Source organism: Bosea sp. ANAM02 (genome assembly GCF_011764485.1).
Lineage (GTDB): Bacteria > Pseudomonadota > Alphaproteobacteria > Rhizobiales > Beijerinckiaceae > Allobosea.
On record NZ_AP022848.1, the window covers coordinates 375082 to 390000 of the forward strand.

Below are 14919 nucleotides of genomic sequence, written 5' to 3' on the forward strand. Positions count from 1 at the left end.
TGACTGAACCGCCCCCTTACACTGCGGCGGGCGCGAGGACAACCGGGAGGCGTCCCCCATGCGTCATGGCCGGCTTGCGCCGGCCATAAGCTGTCTTGTCGCTGCTCTCTGGCTCAGGCGGCGAGGCCGCGCAGCACGTAATGCAGGATGCCGGCGTTCTTGAAGTAGTCGATTTCGTCCAGCGTATCGATGCGGCAGAGGATCGGTACCTTCTTCACCGAGCCGTCGGCATAGGTGATCTCGGCTTCCATCATCTGGCGCGGCTTGACGTTGGCGAGGCCGTGGATGGTGACCATCTCGTCGCCCTTCAGGTCGAGCGAGGCCCAGCTCGTGCCCTCCTGCAGGGTGAAGGGAACGACGCCCATGCCGACCAGGTTCGAGCGGTGGATGCGCTCGAAGCTCTGGGCGATGACCGCCTTGACGCCGAGGAGGTTCGTGCCCTTGGCCGCCCAGTCGCGCGAGGAGCCGTTGCCATATTCGACGCCGGCGAAGATCACCAGCGGCACCTTCTCCGCCTGGTACTTCATCGCCGCGTCGTAGATCGGCAGCTCTTCCTTCGTCGGGTAGTGGATGGTGTAGCCGCCCTCGCGGCCGTTCGGGCCGAGCATGTGGTTGCGGATGCGGATATTGGCGAAGGTGCCCCGCATCATCACCTCATGGTTGCCGCGGCGCGTGCCGTACTGGTTGAAGTCGGCCACCGCGACGCCATGCTCGGTCAGGTACGAGCCGGCCGGAGAGGCTGCCTTGATCGAACCGGCCGGGGAGATGTGATCGGTGGTGATCTTGTCGCCGAACAGGCCGAGGATGCGGGCACCCTTGATGTCGCCGATCGCGGCCGGCTTCTTGCCCATGCCCTGGAAATAGGGCGGGTTCTGCACATAGGTCGAATCGTCGTCCCAGGCATAGGTCTCGCTCCTGGGGGCGTCGACCGCCTGCCAATGCGCGTCGCCCCTGAAGACGTCGGCGTATTTCTCCTCGAACATCGCGCGGGTGACGTTCTCACGGATGAAGCTCTGGATCTCCTTGTTGGAGGGCCAGATGTCCCTGAGATAGACGTCCCTGCCGTCCGAGCCCTGGCCGAGCGGCTGCGTCGTCAGGTCCATCTGGACCGAGCCCGCGAGCGCATAGGCGATGACCAGCGGCGGCGAAGCGAGGTAGTTCGCCTGCACGTCCGGCGAGACGCGGCCTTCGAAGTTGCGGTTGCCGGAGATGACGGCGCCCGCGATCAGGCCCTTCTCGTTGATCGTCTTCGAGATCGGCGCCGGCAGCGGGCCGGAATTGCCGATGCAGGTGGTGCAGCCGAAGCCGACAAGGTTGAAGCCGAGCTTGTCGAGATCGGTCTGGAGGCCGGACTTGGCGAGGTACTCGGCGACGACCTGCGAGCCGGGGGCCAGCGAGGTCTTCACCCAGGGCTTGACCTTGAGGCCCTTGGCGACCGCGTTGCGGGCGAGCAGGCCCGCCGCCATCAGCACCGAGGGGTTTGAGGTGTTGGTGCAGGAGGTGATGGCGGCGATAACGACGTCGCCGTGCCCGAGGTCGAAGTCTTCACCCTCGACCTGGACGCGGCGCGCAATCTCGGCGCCCTTCTTGTAATCGGTGTCCATGGCGGCGGCGAAGCCGGCCTTGACGGCCGAGAGATCGACGCGGCCTTCCGGACGCTTCGGGCCGGCCATCGAGGGCTGGACCGAGGAGAGATCGAGCTCGAGCGTGTCGGTGAAGACCGGATCGGGCGTCTCGCGGGTCGCGAACAGGCCCTGAGCCTTGCTGTAGGCCTCGACCAGCGCGATGCGGTCCGCCTTGCGGCCGGTGGTGGTGAGATAGTCCAGCGTCTCGGCATCGACCGGGAAGAAGCCACAGGTCGCGCCGTATTCCGGGCCCATGTTGGCGATGGTCGCGCGGTCGGCCAGCGTCAGGTTGTAGAGGCCGGGGCCGAAGAATTCCACGAACTTGCCGACGACGCCCTTCTTGCGCAGCATCTGGGTGACGGTCAGCACGAGGTCGGTCGCGGTGATGCCTTCCTTGAGCGAGCCGGTCAGCTTGAAGCCGATCACCTCCGGCAGCAGCATCGACTGCGGCTGGCCGAGCATCGCGGCCTCGGCTTCGATGCCGCCGACGCCCCAGCCGAGGACGGCGAGGCCGTTGACCATGGTGGTGTGCGAGTCGGTGCCGACGACCGTGTCGGGATAGGCGACCTCGACCTCGACGCCGTCGATGGTCTCCTTGCGGGTCCAGACGGTCTGGGCGAGGTACTCGAGGTTGACCTGGTGGCAGATGCCGGTGCCGGGCGGGACGACGCGGAAATTGTCGAAGGCGCCCTGGCCCCACTTGAGGAACTTGTAGCGCTCGGCATTGCGCTCGTATTCGAGCTCGACATTCTGCGAGAGCGCCTTGGGCGTACCGAACTCGTCGACGATGACCGAGTGGTCGATGACGAGGTCGACGGGCACGAGCGGGTTGATCTTCTGCGGGTCGCCGCCGAGCGCCTTCACGCCGTCGCGCATCGCGGCGAGGTCGACCACGGCCGGAACGCCGGTGAAGTCCTGCATCAGCACGCGGGCCGGGCGGAAGCCGATCTCCTTGCCGGCCGTGCCCTTGTCGTCGAGCCAGGCGACGAAGGCCTCGATATCGGCCTTGGTGACGGAGCGGCCATCCTCGAACTGCAACAGGTTCTCGAGCAGCACCTTCATCGAGAAGGGCAGCTTGGAGATGCCGGGCAGGCCGTTCTTCTCGGCATCGGGGAGGGAGTAATAGGTGTAGGTCTTGCCGCCGGCGGTGAGCGTCTTGCGGGCTTTGAACGAGTCGAGCGAGGCCATTCGGGCTTGATCCTGATCAAGGGGTTGCGGTCGCGACCGGAGCGCCCTTGCGGACACCGCCGTTCGAAGGCCTAATGCGCATGACGCGCGCGCCGCCTCGGGAGTGCCCGAGCCCCGCGCCGGATCGGCGTGCGGCGTAGCCGCCGGTTCTATAGAGCAATTCCAAGAAGCGCGCTAGGGTTTGCCCCGGGTATGGACGAAATGAGCTCGAACGCATCTGCGGCAGCACTGGCTTGAAACCCGCTCTCCTCCCGCCGATCAGCCTTCACGCCGAAAATCTTGTCTGCCGCCGTGGCGGCCGCCTGATTTTCGAGGGGCTGAGCTTTGTGCTTCGTCCTGGCGAGGCGATCGCGCTGACCGGCCGCAACGGTGCCGGCAAGTCGAGCCTGATCGCGATGCTCAGCGGGCAACTGCGGCCGGATGGCGGCAGCATCCGGCTGGAGGGCGTCGAGGACGAGACCGATCTTGCCGAGATGTCGCATCTGGTCGGGCATCGCGACGGGCTGAAGACGGCGCTGACGGCCCGCGAAAACCTCGCCTTCGCAAGGGATGTGCTGGGCGATGCCGCCGCGACGCCGGAGGAGGCGCTCGCCGTCGTCGGACTCGGTCATGCCGCGGAATTGCCCGCCGGTTATCTCTCGGCTGGGCAGCGTAGGCGCGTGGCGCTGGCGCGGCTTCTCGTGTCGCGCCGGCCCTATTGGCTGCTCGACGAGCCGCTTTCGGCGCTCGATATGGGTTCTCAGGCGATGGTGGCCGGGTTGATGCGGGATCATCTCGCCGAGGGCGGCGCGATCCTCGCCGCGACCCATGGTCCGCTCGGGATCGAGGGCGCGCGCGAAGTCAGGATCGGGCCGTGATGATGCGCCCGGTCCTCCGCCATCATTCCGGGACATCGCGTCGCGATGAGCCCGGAATCCAGAGCCGCAGGATGCATCCCGGAAAGCTGTGCCGCTGCGGTGCTCCAGTCGGCGGTGTCGGTTCTGGATTCCGGGCTCGCCCCTGCGGGGCGCCCCGGAATGACGGAGAGGTGCCGTGAATCGCGCCTTCCTCGCCATCCTGAAGCGCGACCTTGCCGTCGCGGGCCGTGCCGGCGGGGGCGGCGAACTCGCGCTCGTCTTCTTCCTGACGCTCGTCGTGCTCGTGCCCTTCGCGCTCGGGCCCGATCTCAACCTGCTCTCACGGATCGGGCCGGCGATCCTCTGGCTCGGCGCGCTGCTCTCCGTGCTGATCGGGCTCGACCGGCTCTTCCAGAGCGACGAGGAGGACGGCTCGCTCGACCTGATCCGCGCCTCGGCCTTGCCGCTGGAATTCGCCGTGCTGGCCAAGGGGCTGGCGCATTGGCTGACGACGGGGCTGCCGCTGGCGCTGGTCTCGCCGCTGCTCGGGTTGCTGGTCGCCTTGCCGGGTGGAGGCGTGCTGCCGCTGGTCGCGACGCTCCTGGTCGGCACGCCGGCGCTGAGCTTCATCGGGGCGGGTGGGGCGGCGTTGGCCGCGAGCCTCAGGCGGGGCGGTCTGATCGTGCCGGTGCTGGTCGCGCCGCTCACGGTGCCGGTGCTGATCTTCGGTGTTTCCGCCGCCAATGCCGCCGTCGGCGGCACCGTGCCTTTCCTGACGCCGTTCCTGATCCTCTGCGCGATCTCGCTGGGTGCGATCGTGGTCGGCACCGTGGCTGCCGCCGCTGCCCTCAGGTCGGCAGAATAGACGCCTCAGTCGCGCTGCGGCGCCAGCGCGACGAATTCGACGGGGTGGCCGCACTGCGCCGCGTATTTGGCGACGGATGCCGCGATATCCTCATGCGCGACGTTGCGCTCGGCAAAGACGAGGCGGATTTCCTCGGCGGTGGCATTCACGTCGAGAACGGGCACTTCGTCGATCCTGCTGCGCACCTTCATCTCGACGGCCCGCTGCATGTCTTCCGACAGCTTGATCAACATGGTCGATCCTCCTGCTTGCCAGGTTAGCGCAGGCCGATGGCCGATGCAATGGCAGATCGCATAAAAGAGTAATATTTTCAGTACTTTAGCAAAGTAACAAGTTGCAGGAAGAGACTCCGATGGCGGCATCTGGGGCACTGCTTGCATCGCAGCGCCCGGCACTGTTATCGTCGCTTACTCATTTTGATGCGGCTGCACCAAAGATGTCGTCCGACGAACGCGGCGAACGCCTCCAGATCATGCTCAGCCAGGAGGAGTTGCGCGCCCTGGAGGATTGGCGTTTCGCCAAGCGCATGCCGAGCAGGGCAGCGGCCGTGCGCGAATTGCTGCGGCGGGGGCTGGCGGCCGAGGGTTTCGACCTCGCCGGAGAAGGGGTCCGATCCAAGCAGTTCGGCATCGTCGACAAGGGTGGGGCCGATGCGTCCACCGCCGAGGACGGGAACTAGCCGAAGCGTGATTGTCGCAGCCTGTCGGCATCCATTGCTTGGAACCCGTCGAGATTGCTAAAGCTCTCGCCATGGCGCTCAAGCCCCCGCAACTGACATCGCCGGCATCATGGCCAGCCTGATCGACCTCGCCAATCCGACGCGCTTCATGCGATTCTCGGCCGTGCTGCTGCCGTGGCTCGCCGCGACCGCGACGCTCCTGATCGTGGCCGGGCTCTATCTCGCCTGGTTCGAGGCGCCGGCCGATTACCAGCAGGGCGAGACCATCCGCATCATGTTCATCCATGTGCCGGCCGCCTGGCTCGCCATGATGTTCTATTCGATGATGGCGCTCTCGGCGCTGGGCACGCTGGTCTGGCGCCATCCGCTCGCCGATGTCGCGCAGAAGGCGGCAGCGCCGATCGGTGCTTGCTTCGCGCTGATCTGCCTGGTCACCGGCGCGCTCTGGGGCAAGCCGATGTGGGGCACCTATTGGGTCTGGGACGCGCGCCTGACCTCGATGCTCGTGCTGCTGCTGATCTATCTCGGCCTGATCGCACTCTGGCGGGTGCTCGACGATCCTTCGCGCGCGGCGCGCGCCGTCGCCATCCTGACGCTGGTCGGCTTCGTCAACGTGCCGATCATCAAGTTCTCGGTCGACTGGTGGAACACGCTGCACCAGCCGGCCTCCGTGCTGCGCATGGGCGGGCCGACGATCCATCCCTCGATGCTCTGGCCACTCCTGATCCTGGCCATCGGCTTCACGCTGATGGCGCTGTCGCTCCACATGGTCGCGATGCGCGCCGAGATCATGCGCCGGCGCGTGCGGACCCTGACGATCCTCGAGGCGGAGCGGCTCGACCGGCTGGCGGCGCAGGGCGCGCCGGCATGAGTGGCTTTCTCGACGGAATCGGGCCGCATGCCGGCTTCATCCTGGCCTCCTACGGTGCAGCGACGCTCGTCCTCGCCGGGCTGACGCTGGCGATCCTGCGCGATCACGCCGCCCAGAAGCGCGCGCTCGATGCCCTGGAGCGCCGCGGCGCCGGCCGCCGCTCGGGCCGGGAGGCGGCATGAGCCAGATCGAAGCCGCGCCGCGGCGGCGCTCGCCGCTGGTTTTCCTCGCGCCGTTGATCATTTTCGGCCTGCTCGCAGTCGTCTTCGGCATCGGGCTGTTTTCCGGCGACAAGAGCAAGGTGCCCTCCGCCCTGATCGGGCGTGTCGCGCCAGCGATCACGCTCGCGCCGCTGGAGGGATTGCAGCGGGACGGCAAGCCGGTGCTCGCCTTCGGCAACGCCGATCTCGCCGTGGGTAAGGCGACGCTGGTCAATGTCTGGGCGAGCTGGTGCGCGCCCTGCCGGGTGGAGCATCCCGTGCTGATGGGGCTCGCCGAGACCGATGCGGTGAAGCAGGGCAAGGTCGCGCTGGTCGGGATGAACTACAAGGACGAGGCCGAGAATGCCCGCCGCTTCCTCGGCGCGCTCGGCAATCCGTTTTCGGCCGTCGGCGTGGATCGCGCCGGGCGCGGGGCGATCGAATGGGGCGTCTATGGCGTGCCCGAGACCTTCGTCATCGGACCGGACGGACATATCCTCGAAAAGCATGTCGGCCCGCTCGACCAGAATGCGGCGAGCAAGCTGCTGCGGCGGGCGCTGAAGGCGCGTTGAAGGGCGCGACCTCCCCCTCTCCCCTTGCGGGAGAGGGCTGGAGTGAGGGGTCGCGCTGCGCTGAATCTTTTTGTGGTTGGTTGTGCACCGATCGGAGAGGCTTGTGCGACCCCTCATCCGCCTCGGCTTCGCCGAGCCACCTTCTCCCGCAGGGGGAGCAGGGAAGGTGCGCCTCAGGCCGCGCGCTTGGAACCGACCAGGCTCTGGAACAGGCCGCGCCCGTCAGTGCCGCCGACCAGCGAATCGATCAGGTTCTCCGGGTGCGGCATCAGGCCGAGCACGTTGAAACCGGGCGAATAGATGCCGGCGATGTTGTTGAGCGAGCCGTTCGGGTTCGCCGCCGGGGTGACGTTGCCCTCGGCATCCGCATAGCGGAAAGCGACGAGGCCTTCGCCTTCGAGGCGGGCCAGCGTTTCGGCATCGGCGATGTAGTTGCCCTCGCCATGGGCGATGCAGACATCGATCGCCTGGCCCCTGGCATAGGCGCTGGTATAGGGCGTGTCGTTGCGCTCGACCCTGAGGTGCTGGCGCTTGCAGACGAATTTCAGATGGGCGTTGCGCACGAGGATGCCGGGCAGGAGCCCCGCCTCGCAGGCGATCTGGAAGCCGTTGCAGATGCCCAGCACGTAGCCGCCGCGGGCGGCATGGGCGCGGGTGGCGTCCATGATATGGGCGCGGCCGGCGATGGCGCCGGTGCGCAGATAGTCGCCATAGGAGAAGCCGCCCGGCAGCACGACGAGATCGGTCCCGGCCGGCAGCTCGCTATCGGCATGCCAGACATGGGTGACCTCGGCGCCGGCCTGCTTCAGCGCCTTGGCGACGTCGCCGTCACGGTTGGAGCCGGGAAAGGTGATGACGGCGGCTTTCATCGCTCAGGCTCCGATCTCGACGCGGTAGTTCTCGATCACGGTGTTGGCGAGGAGTTTGTCGCAGGCGGCCTTGAGGGCGGCCTCGGCGGCGGCCTTGTCCGAACCCGAGAGCTCGATGTCGAAGACCTTGCCCTGGCGGACGGAATCGACGCCGGCGATGCCGAGCGACTTCAGCGCGCCTTCGATCGCCTTGCCCTGCGGATCGAGCACGCCGTTCTTCAGGGTGACGGTGACGCGGGCTTTCATGGGGTTCTCCGGACGCGGATTGTTACGGGCTGCCTTAGCCGTGAATCACCGTGGGCTCAACCGTTTCCCGCCGTTTCACGTGAATCAGCGGCCGCGCCAGGCGGCCTCGGCGTCGCGGCGGGCGGCCTCGGCGGTCTCGCTCACGGCGAGCGCCAGGACGAGACGGTCGGCCTCGCGGCCATAGAGGATCGCGGTGACGGCCTGACGGCCGACCGTGTCGAGCGAGCGGATCGTGACGAGCACGCCCTTGGCCTCGCTCGAATCGATGCGGGCGATATCGGTCGCGCTGCGGGCTTCCGGTTTCGCATCGGGCTTCTTCTTCAGCTTGCGCTGGGCCTTGCGGCGTTCCGCCGCTTTCGCTGCCGCCAGCCGGGCGAAGGCCTGCCCGAGGCTGGCCGGGCTTTCCGACAGGGCCTTTTCCATGCCGCGGGCCTGTTCGCCTTGAAGGGCGATGACGGCGGCAAAGCCCTGCCGCGTGCAGGTGTCGCGCGGACAGAACACCATCGAGCGGGCTTCGAGCCCGTCATTCAGCACCCAGGAGCCGATCGGCAAGGGCTGCCAGCCTTGTGAGGCCGGCAGATCGGCGATACCCGGTCCGAAATGATGCGAGCAGGCACCGAGCAGAAGACTGCCGGCAAGAAGCAGGGCCGCGACGTGAAAACGGGAGCGCATGCGCTCCCGTGACATGCGCGATAATGGCTGCGCGATGGCGCTCACTGCACGAGGCGCGGGCCGGTCGGGCCGGGATTCTCGTTCTCGCCGAGAATGCCGAGGCGGCGGGCGACTTCCGAATAGGCTTCGATCAGGCCGCCCATGTCGCGGCGGAAGCGATCCTTGTCCATCTTGTCCTTGGACTTGATGTCCCAGAGACGGCAGGAATCCGGGCTGATCTCGTCGGCGACGACGATGCGCATCATCTCGCCCTCCCAGAGGCGGCCCGTCTCCATCTTGAAGTCGACGAGGCGGATGCCGGCGCCGAGGAAGAGGCCGGAGAGGAAGTCGTTGACGCGGATGGCCAGCGCCATGATGTCGTCGATCTCCTGCGGCGTCGCCCAGCCGAAAGCGGTGATGTGCTCTTCCGAGACCATCGGATCGTTCAGCGCATCGTTCTTGTAGTAGAATTCGATGATCGAGCGTGGGAGCTGGGTGCCTTCCTCGAGGCCCAGCCGGGTCGCCAGCGAGCCGGCGGCGATGTTGCGCACGACGATCTCGAGCGGGATGATCTCGACCTCGCGGATGAGCTGCTCGCGCATGTTCAGCCGGCGGATGAAATGCGTGGGCACGCCGATATCGTTGAGATTCGAGAAGATGTGCTCGGAGATGCGGTTGTTGAGCACGCCCTTGCCGTCGATCACTTCATGCTTCTTGGCATTGAAGGCGGTGGCGTCATCCTTGAAGTGCTGGATCAGCGTACCGGGCTCGGGTCCTTCATAGAGGACCTTCGCCTTGCCTTCGTAAATGCGACGGCGGCGATTCATGGGTATGTACCGTGGCTTGAGGAAATCCAAAGGTCGGCCCTTCTCTGGACGCGATGGGGTCGCGGCGGGATCTGGCCCCTGTTCTGTTCTTGTCCGGCGCCACCGGCCGGCCGGGCTCGTGCGCGACGAATCCAGGCGGCGGTAACGGAGCCGGTTGCATGCGGAAGCGCCGGGGGCGCCCTCGCGCCTGCTATATGGAGCGTCTCGGCCCCAAACGCAACAAATCGCCGTTTCGCGGCCGCCGCAGGCTTAAAGAGCGCTGAAGCGGGCGCGATGGAGGCTGGTCCTTGCCTCGCCGGCAGCCTATATGATTGGGCCGCATATCGCCTCAGACAAGGACATGGACGCCGCATGACGACCTTCGACCAGCGCAAGGACGCCTACGAGAACAAGTTCGCCCATGACGAGGAGTTGCGCTTCAAGGCGACGGCCCGGCGCAACAAGCTGCTCGGGCTCTGGGCTGCCGAGAAGCTCGGCAAGAGCGGCACTGACGCGGAAGCCTATGCCAAGTCGGTCGTCGTGGCCGATTTCGAGGAAGCCGGTGACGAGGACGTGGTGCGCAAGGTGAAGAACGACTTCGCGCTTGCCGGCGTCACCGTCGCCGATACCGAGATCCGCACCGTGATGACCGAGCTGCTGATCAAGGCAGCCGACGACATCCAGGCCGGCCGCTGAGCGCTCATCGCCGGCTTTTTTGCTTTAGCATCGGCTTTGTCCGAAAACCGGATGCCACTTCTCGGGCCGATGCTCCAGTATCCCGGCTGACGCAGGACGTCTTTGAAACGGGCGCATGGGCGCCCGTTTGCTTTTCCAGCCTGACACTGTTCAACCTGCAGCGACCGCCGCAACGCCCGAAATGCGGCCAGACACGGATGAACGCATCATGGCCAAGCCCACCGTCCTTGCTTCCCTTGCCGATCGTTTCGCTCGGGGTGACAGCGTTGTCTCGGCCTGGTGCGGCCTGCCCGACCCCTCCGTCTCGGCGACCCTGGCGCAGGAGGATTTCGACGCGATCACGCTCGACATGCAGCACGGGCCGATCACGCTGGGCGAGGTCATCCGCGCGATCCCGCTGATCAATGCCGCCGGCAAGCCGGTGATCGCGCGCATTCCGGTCGGCGAGTTCCAGAACGTCTCGAAGCTGTTCGACAGCGGCGTCTCCGGCGTCATCGCGCCGATGATCAACACGATGGAGGATGCCCGCCGCTTCGCGGCCCATGCCAAGTACCCGCCAATGGGCGAGCGGAGCTGGGGCAGCTATGGCGGGCTCGGCGCCTCCGGCCTGGATCAGAACAGCTATCTCAAGACCGCCAACAGCTTCTCGATGACCTTCGCGATGATCGAGACGCGCGAGGCGATGGCGATCGTCGACGACATCCTGGCGCTGGATGGGATTGATGCGCTCTTCGTCGGGCCGTCCGACCTGTCGATAGCTCTTTCCGGCGGGGCGAAGGTCGACGCCACCGCGCGCGAGGTCGACGAAGCGCTGAAGCATGTCGTCGCCCGCGCTGCGGCGGTGAACAAGCCGGTCGCCTTCTATTGCGCGACGGCGGAGCGCGCCAAGCAGGGCCTCGAAATGGGCGCCCGCATGGTCACGGTGATGAGCGATTCCGGGATGCTGAAGGCGGCTGCGCAGACGGCGCTGAAGATCACGCGGGGCTGATCCCGGTTCATGTCGCCTCGCTTCCTGTTCTGGCGAGGAAACGCGCCGTCATCCCGGATCTCCGCTGCGCTGCGTCCGGGATGATCCGCCCCGCTTACTGAAGGCGTGATGCGCTCAGGCGTTGATGCCCTCGCGGCGCTTCCGCAGAGCATAATCCGCCCAGAGCAATCGCGCCGCGACGCCGCGCCAGGGCCGCCACGCCTCCGCCATCGCCTGGAGTTCGGCCGGCTTCGGGCGCGCCGCCAGTCCGAAGGCGTGGCGCGCCGCTTCCTGGATGGCGAGGTCGCCGGCGGCGAAGCCGTCGCGGTGACCCAGGCAGAACAGCAGATAGACATCGGCCGTCCAGGGGCCGATGCCCGAAATCGCCGTCATCTGCGCATGAACCTCCTCGGGCGAGGCATGGTCGAGCGTCTCGAAGGCGAAGCGCCGTTCGACAAGGGCGCTTGCGAGCGCCAGCAAGGTGCGCTGCTTCGGCCGCGACAGGCCGGAGAGGCGCATGTCGTCATCGCTCGCAGCCAGGACACGCTCCGGCGTCAGCGGCACGAAGACTCCGGCGAAGCGGTTCCAGACGGCGCGCGCGCTTGCGACCGACAATTGCTGGGAGACGATGATCGCGGCGAGGCCGGGAAAGCCGCCCTCGCGCAGCCTGAGCGGCGGCAGGCCGGTGCGCGCGACGATCGGCTGCCAGTCCGGATGCAGGGCGACCAGCGCCGCCATGCCCTCTTCGAGATCGGCGTTGGATGTGATTCTCTCGATCATGATCCCGCTATCGATGGCAGAGGCGACGACTTTCGTCAGCAAGGAGCCGCTTGGCGCGGATGCGCGCAATGCCTAGACAGGAGCGATGCCGCCCGCTCCACCCGTTTTCCGCTTCGCGCCGAGCCCGAACGGGCGGCTCCATCTCGGCCATGCGCTGTCGGCCCTGACCAACGAGGCGCTGGTGGGTCGTTTCGGCGGGCGCCTGCTGCTGCGGATCGAAGATATCGACCTGACGCGCTGCCGGCCGGAATTCACCGCGGGGATCGAGGCTGATCTGGACTGGCTCGGCATCCCGTTCGAACCCGGTTTCCGCAGGCAGTCGGCGCATTTCGGCGATTACGCCGAAATGCTGGCAAGTCTGCGCCAGCGCGGGCTGATCTATCCCTGCTTCTGTTCACGGCAGGAGATCAGAAACGCGGTTGTTGCGCGTGAAGCTGCAACCGGCCAGCCCTGGCCGGTCGATCCGGACGGCGCCCCGCTCTATCCCGGCCTCTGCAAGGGCCTCGGCTCCATCGAGGCGGCACGGCGCATCGCGGCGGGGGAGCCGCATGTGCTGCGGCTCGACATGGCGGCCGCGCTCGCCGCGATCAGGCAGCCGCTGAGCTATACGGTTTTCGATGACGGGGATGTCGGGCAACCCGTATCGATCGCACCCGAACGCTGGGGCGATGTCGTGCTGGCCCGCAAGGACGTGCCGACGAGCTATCATCTCGCGGTCACCGTCGACGACGCTTTGCAGGGGGTCACCCATGTCGTGCGCGGCCGTGACCTGGAAGCAGCGACGGATGTTCACGTGCTGCTGCAGCACCTGCTCGGCCTGCCGACGCCCTTCTATCATTTCCACCGCCTGCTCCTCGGCGATGACGGACAGAAGCTCGCCAAGAGCCGGGAGTCGCAAAGCCTGGCCGCCTTGCGCGCCGACGGCGTCACCGCGGCGGAGATCCGCCGGCGGCTCGGCTTCGCGTGAGGGCTCAGCCGACGCCGAGGAAGGTCAGCCAGGCGGCGGTCGTGAAGAGTGAGAGCAGGGTCGAGAGCGTGATCGCGCTGGATGCGTCGGCCACGCCCTGCCGGTAGCGCTCGGCGAAGAGATAGGCGTTGATCCCGCAGGGGCAGGCGGCGAACAGCACGGCGACGCCCGACCAGTGTGCCGGCATCTCGAAGACCCGCGTCGCCAGCCAATAGACCAGCAGGGGATGCAGGCCGAGCTTCAATCCGCTGAGGACCGCCGGCAGGGCGAGGCCGGATTCGAGGCCGTAGCGGCGCATCGCGATGCCGAGGCTAATCAGCGCGCAGGGCACCGCCGCGCCGGCGAGCAGATCGACCAGCGTCCAGACCGGCGTGGGAATGACATGAATCACCGGCCTTGCCGCCGATCCGAGGATGATGCCGATGATGATCGGATGCGTGAACAGGCGCTTGATCAGGTGGGGTATCGAGGCCGAGCGCCCTTCCGCCAGCAGCGTCGCCACCGTCATCGTGACCGGCAGATGGATGGCGAGCAGCAGCCCGAGCGGCACCGCGCCGGCATCGCCATAGGCCTTCAGAATCATGGGCACGCCGACGAACACGGTATTCGACTGCGCGGCGGAAAAGCCGGAGACGACCAGCTCCGGCCCCTTCCGGGCGAAGAACCTGGCGGCGATGACCATCGCCAGCGCCCAGACCACGGCGAGTCCGGCGAAATAGGCGATCCAGTAGCCCCAGGGCTGGGTGACGGGAATGTCGGCCTTCGCGAGCGTGCGGAACAGCAGGCAGGGAACGGCGAGGACGAAGACGAAATCGGAGAGCCCCTCGCCGGTCGTCTCGCGCAGCAGTTTGCTCCAGCGGGCAAGATAGCCGAGGCCAATCAGCCCGAAGACGGGCAGGACGACGAGGAGGGAAGCAACCATGGCTTCGGAACCTGCGCGAGAGAAATACCTGCTTCCGCGGTGTCCGCTTGCGGCCGCGCTGTCAAGCGCCCGAGGCGGAGCAAAGGCTCCAGCGACTTGCCGTCATGCGCTCAGCGCAACTGTGCGAGCGTCCCGCCCGCCTTCTCGATCAAGCCGCGGATCTCGTCGCGCTGGCGCTTGAATTCGGCCAGCGTCGGGCCCTGGAGCTCCCGGCCACGGGGCACGCGGATCTTCATCGGGTTGACGAAATTCCCGTTGACCAGCACCTCGTAATGCAGGTGCGGGCCGGTCGACAGGCCGGTATTGCCGAGATAGCCGATCACCTGCCCCTGCCGCACCTTGGCGCCGGGAACGATGCCGGCGGCGAAATTCGACTGGTGCGAATAGGTGGTGACATAGCCGTTGGCATGCTGGATCTCGGTATGCTTGCCGTAGCCGGAGGACCAGCCGGCCTTGAGCACGGTGCCGTTGCCGGCGGCCAGGATCGGCGTACCGATCCGGTTGGCCCAGTCGACGCCCGTATGCATCTTCGAATAACGCATGATCGGGTGATAACGCATGCCGAAGCCCGAGCGCAGCTCGCCATCGGCGATCGGCTTGCGCAGCAGGAACTTCTTCAGGGATTTGCCCTCGTCGTCGAAATACTCGATCAGTCCGTCGTCGGGCGACTGGTAGCGGAAGACGCGGCGCGTCTCGCCGTTGACGGTCAGGCTTGCGGACAGGATTTCCGGGCGCTCGCCTTCGTCCTCCTCGGTGAAGACCACTTCCAGATTGTCGCCGCCATGGACGCGCTGCTGGAAATCAAGATCGTAGGAGAAGATGCGGACGAGTTCGTCGACCAGTGGGCGCGGCAGATCGTGCCGCGCACCGGTTTCGTACAGGCTTTCATAGAGCCGGGCACCGCCAGAGCCGGCGTCCTCGTCGTCATCATCGGCATTGCGCCGCTGCGGCTTCTGCGGACCGGTCGCATCCTGCCGCGGCAGGTCGACGGCCACGAAGGCGCCCTTGTCGTTCATCGCGATCGTGCCGTCGGGCTGGCCGTTGCTGAGCAGCGAGACGCGCATGATCTGGCGGGGATCGCCCGGGCGGGGGCCGGGAGCGTAGAGCACCTGCAGAACCTGGCCGTCGGGCAGGGCCGCGGTGCGGACCTTGCCGCCGAAGGCCGCGATCATCGTGCGG

At 66.9% G+C, this 14919-nt stretch carries 18 protein-coding genes (1 of these 18 only partly in view); 9 read left to right on the plus strand and 9 right to left on the minus strand.

Annotated elements, in window-relative coordinates; genetic code table 11:
• Positions 1–113 precede the first annotated feature (113 nt).
• Positions 114–2813 (minus strand): aconitate hydratase AcnA, encoded by a 2700-nt coding sequence (gene acnA / locus OCUBac02_RS01845; RefSeq protein ID WP_173043235.1) that lies wholly within the window; start codon positions 2811–2813, stop codon positions 114–116.
• Between the two features lie 257 nt (positions 2814–3070).
• Between acnA and ccmA the strand changes: the two genes are divergently transcribed.
• Positions 3071–3670 (plus strand): heme ABC exporter ATP-binding protein CcmA, encoded by a 600-nt coding sequence (gene ccmA, locus OCUBac02_RS01850; RefSeq protein ID WP_173049252.1) that lies wholly within the window; start codon positions 3071–3073, stop codon positions 3668–3670.
• Positions 3671–3845: 175 nt separating this feature from the next.
• Positions 3846–4514 (plus strand): heme exporter protein CcmB, encoded by a 669-nt coding sequence (gene ccmB, locus OCUBac02_RS01855; RefSeq protein WP_173043236.1) that lies wholly within the window; start codon positions 3846–3848, stop codon positions 4512–4514.
• A 5-nt stretch (positions 4515–4519) separates the two neighbouring features.
• On the opposite strand, the gene OCUBac02_RS01860 is transcribed toward ccmB, so the two are convergent.
• A complete protein-coding gene (locus tag OCUBac02_RS01860) occupies positions 4520–4747 on the minus strand; it encodes a hypothetical protein (RefSeq protein ID WP_047580678.1) in 228 nt (75 codons plus the stop codon).
• Between the two features lie 119 nt (positions 4748–4866).
• Here OCUBac02_RS01860 and OCUBac02_RS01865 point away from each other — a divergent pair, with 119 nt between their 5' ends.
• The 4 genes from OCUBac02_RS01865 (at position 4867) to OCUBac02_RS01880 (ending at position 6836) form a co-directional block, all read left to right on the plus strand.
• Positions 4867–5193: a hypothetical protein gene (locus OCUBac02_RS01865; protein ID WP_348521642.1), complete on the plus strand. Its 327-nt coding sequence runs from the start codon at positions 4867–4869 to the stop codon at positions 5191–5193.
• 109 nt (positions 5194–5302) lie between these two features.
• Positions 5303–6064 (plus strand): heme ABC transporter permease, encoded by a 762-nt coding sequence (locus OCUBac02_RS01870; protein ID WP_047580676.1) that lies wholly within the window; start codon positions 5303–5305, stop codon positions 6062–6064.
• Complete coding sequence (gene ccmD, locus OCUBac02_RS01875) at positions 6061–6246, plus strand: heme exporter protein CcmD (protein ID WP_173043237.1); 186 nt, start codon at positions 6061–6063, stop codon at positions 6244–6246. The genes OCUBac02_RS01870 and ccmD overlap by 4 nt, the downstream gene beginning before the upstream one ends.
• Positions 6243–6836, plus strand: coding sequence for a DsbE family thiol:disulfide interchange protein (locus OCUBac02_RS01880; protein WP_173043238.1), 594 nt, complete (start codon positions 6243–6245; stop codon positions 6834–6836). The genes ccmD and OCUBac02_RS01880 overlap by 4 nt, the downstream gene beginning before the upstream one ends.
• Before the next feature lie 173 nt (positions 6837–7009).
• Here the strand turns inward: OCUBac02_RS01880 and purQ are convergent, their stop codons facing one another.
• From purQ to purC, 4 genes are all read right to left on the minus strand, one after another.
• Positions 7010–7705, minus strand: coding sequence for a phosphoribosylformylglycinamidine synthase subunit PurQ (gene purQ, locus OCUBac02_RS01885; protein WP_173043239.1), 696 nt, complete (start codon positions 7703–7705; stop codon positions 7010–7012).
• A 3-nt stretch (positions 7706–7708) separates the two neighbouring features.
• Positions 7709–7951, minus strand: a complete 243-nt coding sequence (purS, locus tag OCUBac02_RS01890; protein ID WP_047580918.1) for a phosphoribosylformylglycinamidine synthase subunit PurS — start codon at positions 7949–7951, stop codon at positions 7709–7711.
• Between the two features lie 84 nt (positions 7952–8035).
• Positions 8036–8623 carry a hypothetical protein gene (locus OCUBac02_RS01895; protein ID WP_173043240.1) on the minus strand — a complete coding sequence of 196 codons (588 nt, stop codon included), beginning with the start codon at positions 8621–8623 and terminating at the stop codon, positions 8036–8038.
• A gap of 41 nt (positions 8624–8664) precedes the next feature.
• On the minus strand, positions 8665–9459 hold the full coding sequence (purC, locus tag OCUBac02_RS01900) for a phosphoribosylaminoimidazolesuccinocarboxamide synthase (protein ID WP_047580920.1): 795 nt from the start codon (positions 9457–9459) through the stop codon (positions 8665–8667).
• 321 nt (positions 9460–9780) lie between these two features.
• Here purC and OCUBac02_RS01905 point away from each other — a divergent pair, with 321 nt between their 5' ends.
• Both OCUBac02_RS01905 and OCUBac02_RS01910 read left to right on the plus strand, forming a co-directional pair.
• Positions 9781–10104 carry a DUF1476 domain-containing protein gene (locus tag OCUBac02_RS01905; RefSeq protein ID WP_047580921.1) on the plus strand — a complete coding sequence of 108 codons (324 nt, stop codon included), beginning with the start codon at positions 9781–9783 and terminating at the stop codon, positions 10102–10104.
• Positions 10105–10312: 208 nt separating this feature from the next.
• Entirely contained in the window at positions 10313–11092 is a 780-nt protein-coding gene (locus tag OCUBac02_RS01910; protein WP_173043241.1) for an HpcH/HpaI aldolase family protein, read from the plus strand.
• 114 nt (positions 11093–11206) lie between these two features.
• On the opposite strand, the gene OCUBac02_RS01915 is transcribed toward OCUBac02_RS01910, so the two are convergent.
• Positions 11207–11851: a DNA-3-methyladenine glycosylase family protein gene (locus OCUBac02_RS01915; RefSeq protein WP_173043242.1), complete on the minus strand. Its 645-nt coding sequence runs from the start codon at positions 11849–11851 to the stop codon at positions 11207–11209.
• 85 nt (positions 11852–11936) lie between these two features.
• Here OCUBac02_RS01915 and gluQRS point away from each other — a divergent pair, with 85 nt between their 5' ends.
• Positions 11937–12818 (plus strand): tRNA glutamyl-Q(34) synthetase GluQRS, encoded by an 882-nt coding sequence (gene gluQRS, locus OCUBac02_RS01920; protein ID WP_173043243.1) that lies wholly within the window; start codon positions 11937–11939, stop codon positions 12816–12818.
• Positions 12819–12822: 4 nt separating this feature from the next.
• On the opposite strand, the gene OCUBac02_RS01925 is transcribed toward gluQRS, so the two are convergent.
• Positions 12823–13740 (minus strand): AEC family transporter, encoded by a 918-nt coding sequence (locus OCUBac02_RS01925; RefSeq protein ID WP_173043244.1) that lies wholly within the window; start codon positions 13738–13740, stop codon positions 12823–12825.
• Between the two features lie 110 nt (positions 13741–13850).
• Positions 13851–14919: the 3' portion of a M23 family metallopeptidase gene (locus OCUBac02_RS01930; RefSeq protein ID WP_173043245.1), read on the minus strand. Its footprint extends 956 nt past the window's final position; 1069 of the gene's 2025 nt are visible here — the last part of the coding sequence; the start codon falls outside the window, past its right edge — the gene reads right to left on this strand; it ends in the stop codon at positions 13851–13853.

Bases quoted from the DNA above. Each gene is read 5' to 3' on its own strand.
- acnA (WP_173043235.1), bottom strand. From the start codon at position 2,813: ATGGCCTCGCTCGACTCGTTCAAAGCCCGCAAGACGCTCACCGCCGGC.
- OCUBac02_RS01860 (WP_047580678.1), bottom strand. From the start codon at position 4,747: ATGTTGATCAAGCTGTCGGAAGACATGCAGCGGGCCGTCGAGATGAAG.
- OCUBac02_RS01865 (WP_348521642.1), top strand. From the start codon at position 4,867: ATGGCGGCATCTGGGGCACTGCTTGCATCGCAGCGCCCGGCACTGTTA.
- OCUBac02_RS01870 (WP_047580676.1), top strand. From the start codon at position 5,303: ATGGCCAGCCTGATCGACCTCGCCAATCCGACGCGCTTCATGCGATTC.
- ccmD (WP_173043237.1), top strand. From the start codon at position 6,061: ATGAGTGGCTTTCTCGACGGAATCGGGCCGCATGCCGGCTTCATCCTG.
- OCUBac02_RS01880 (WP_173043238.1), top strand. From the start codon at position 6,243: ATGAGCCAGATCGAAGCCGCGCCGCGGCGGCGCTCGCCGCTGGTTTTC.
- purQ (WP_173043239.1), bottom strand. From the start codon at position 7,705: ATGAAAGCCGCCGTCATCACCTTTCCCGGCTCCAACCGTGACGGCGAC.
- purS (WP_047580918.1), bottom strand. From the start codon at position 7,951: ATGAAAGCCCGCGTCACCGTCACCCTGAAGAACGGCGTGCTCGATCCG.
- OCUBac02_RS01895 (WP_173043240.1), bottom strand. From the start codon at position 8,623: ATGCGCTCCCGTTTTCACGTCGCGGCCCTGCTTCTTGCCGGCAGTCTT.
- OCUBac02_RS01905 (WP_047580921.1), top strand. From the start codon at position 9,781: ATGACGACCTTCGACCAGCGCAAGGACGCCTACGAGAACAAGTTCGCC.
- OCUBac02_RS01910 (WP_173043241.1), top strand. From the start codon at position 10,313: ATGGCCAAGCCCACCGTCCTTGCTTCCCTTGCCGATCGTTTCGCTCGG.
- OCUBac02_RS01915 (WP_173043242.1), bottom strand. From the start codon at position 11,851: ATGATCGAGAGAATCACATCCAACGCCGATCTCGAAGAGGGCATGGCG.
- gluQRS (WP_173043243.1), top strand. From the start codon at position 11,937: ATGCCGCCCGCTCCACCCGTTTTCCGCTTCGCGCCGAGCCCGAACGGG.
- OCUBac02_RS01925 (WP_173043244.1), bottom strand. From the start codon at position 13,740: ATGGTTGCTTCCCTCCTCGTCGTCCTGCCCGTCTTCGGGCTGATTGGC.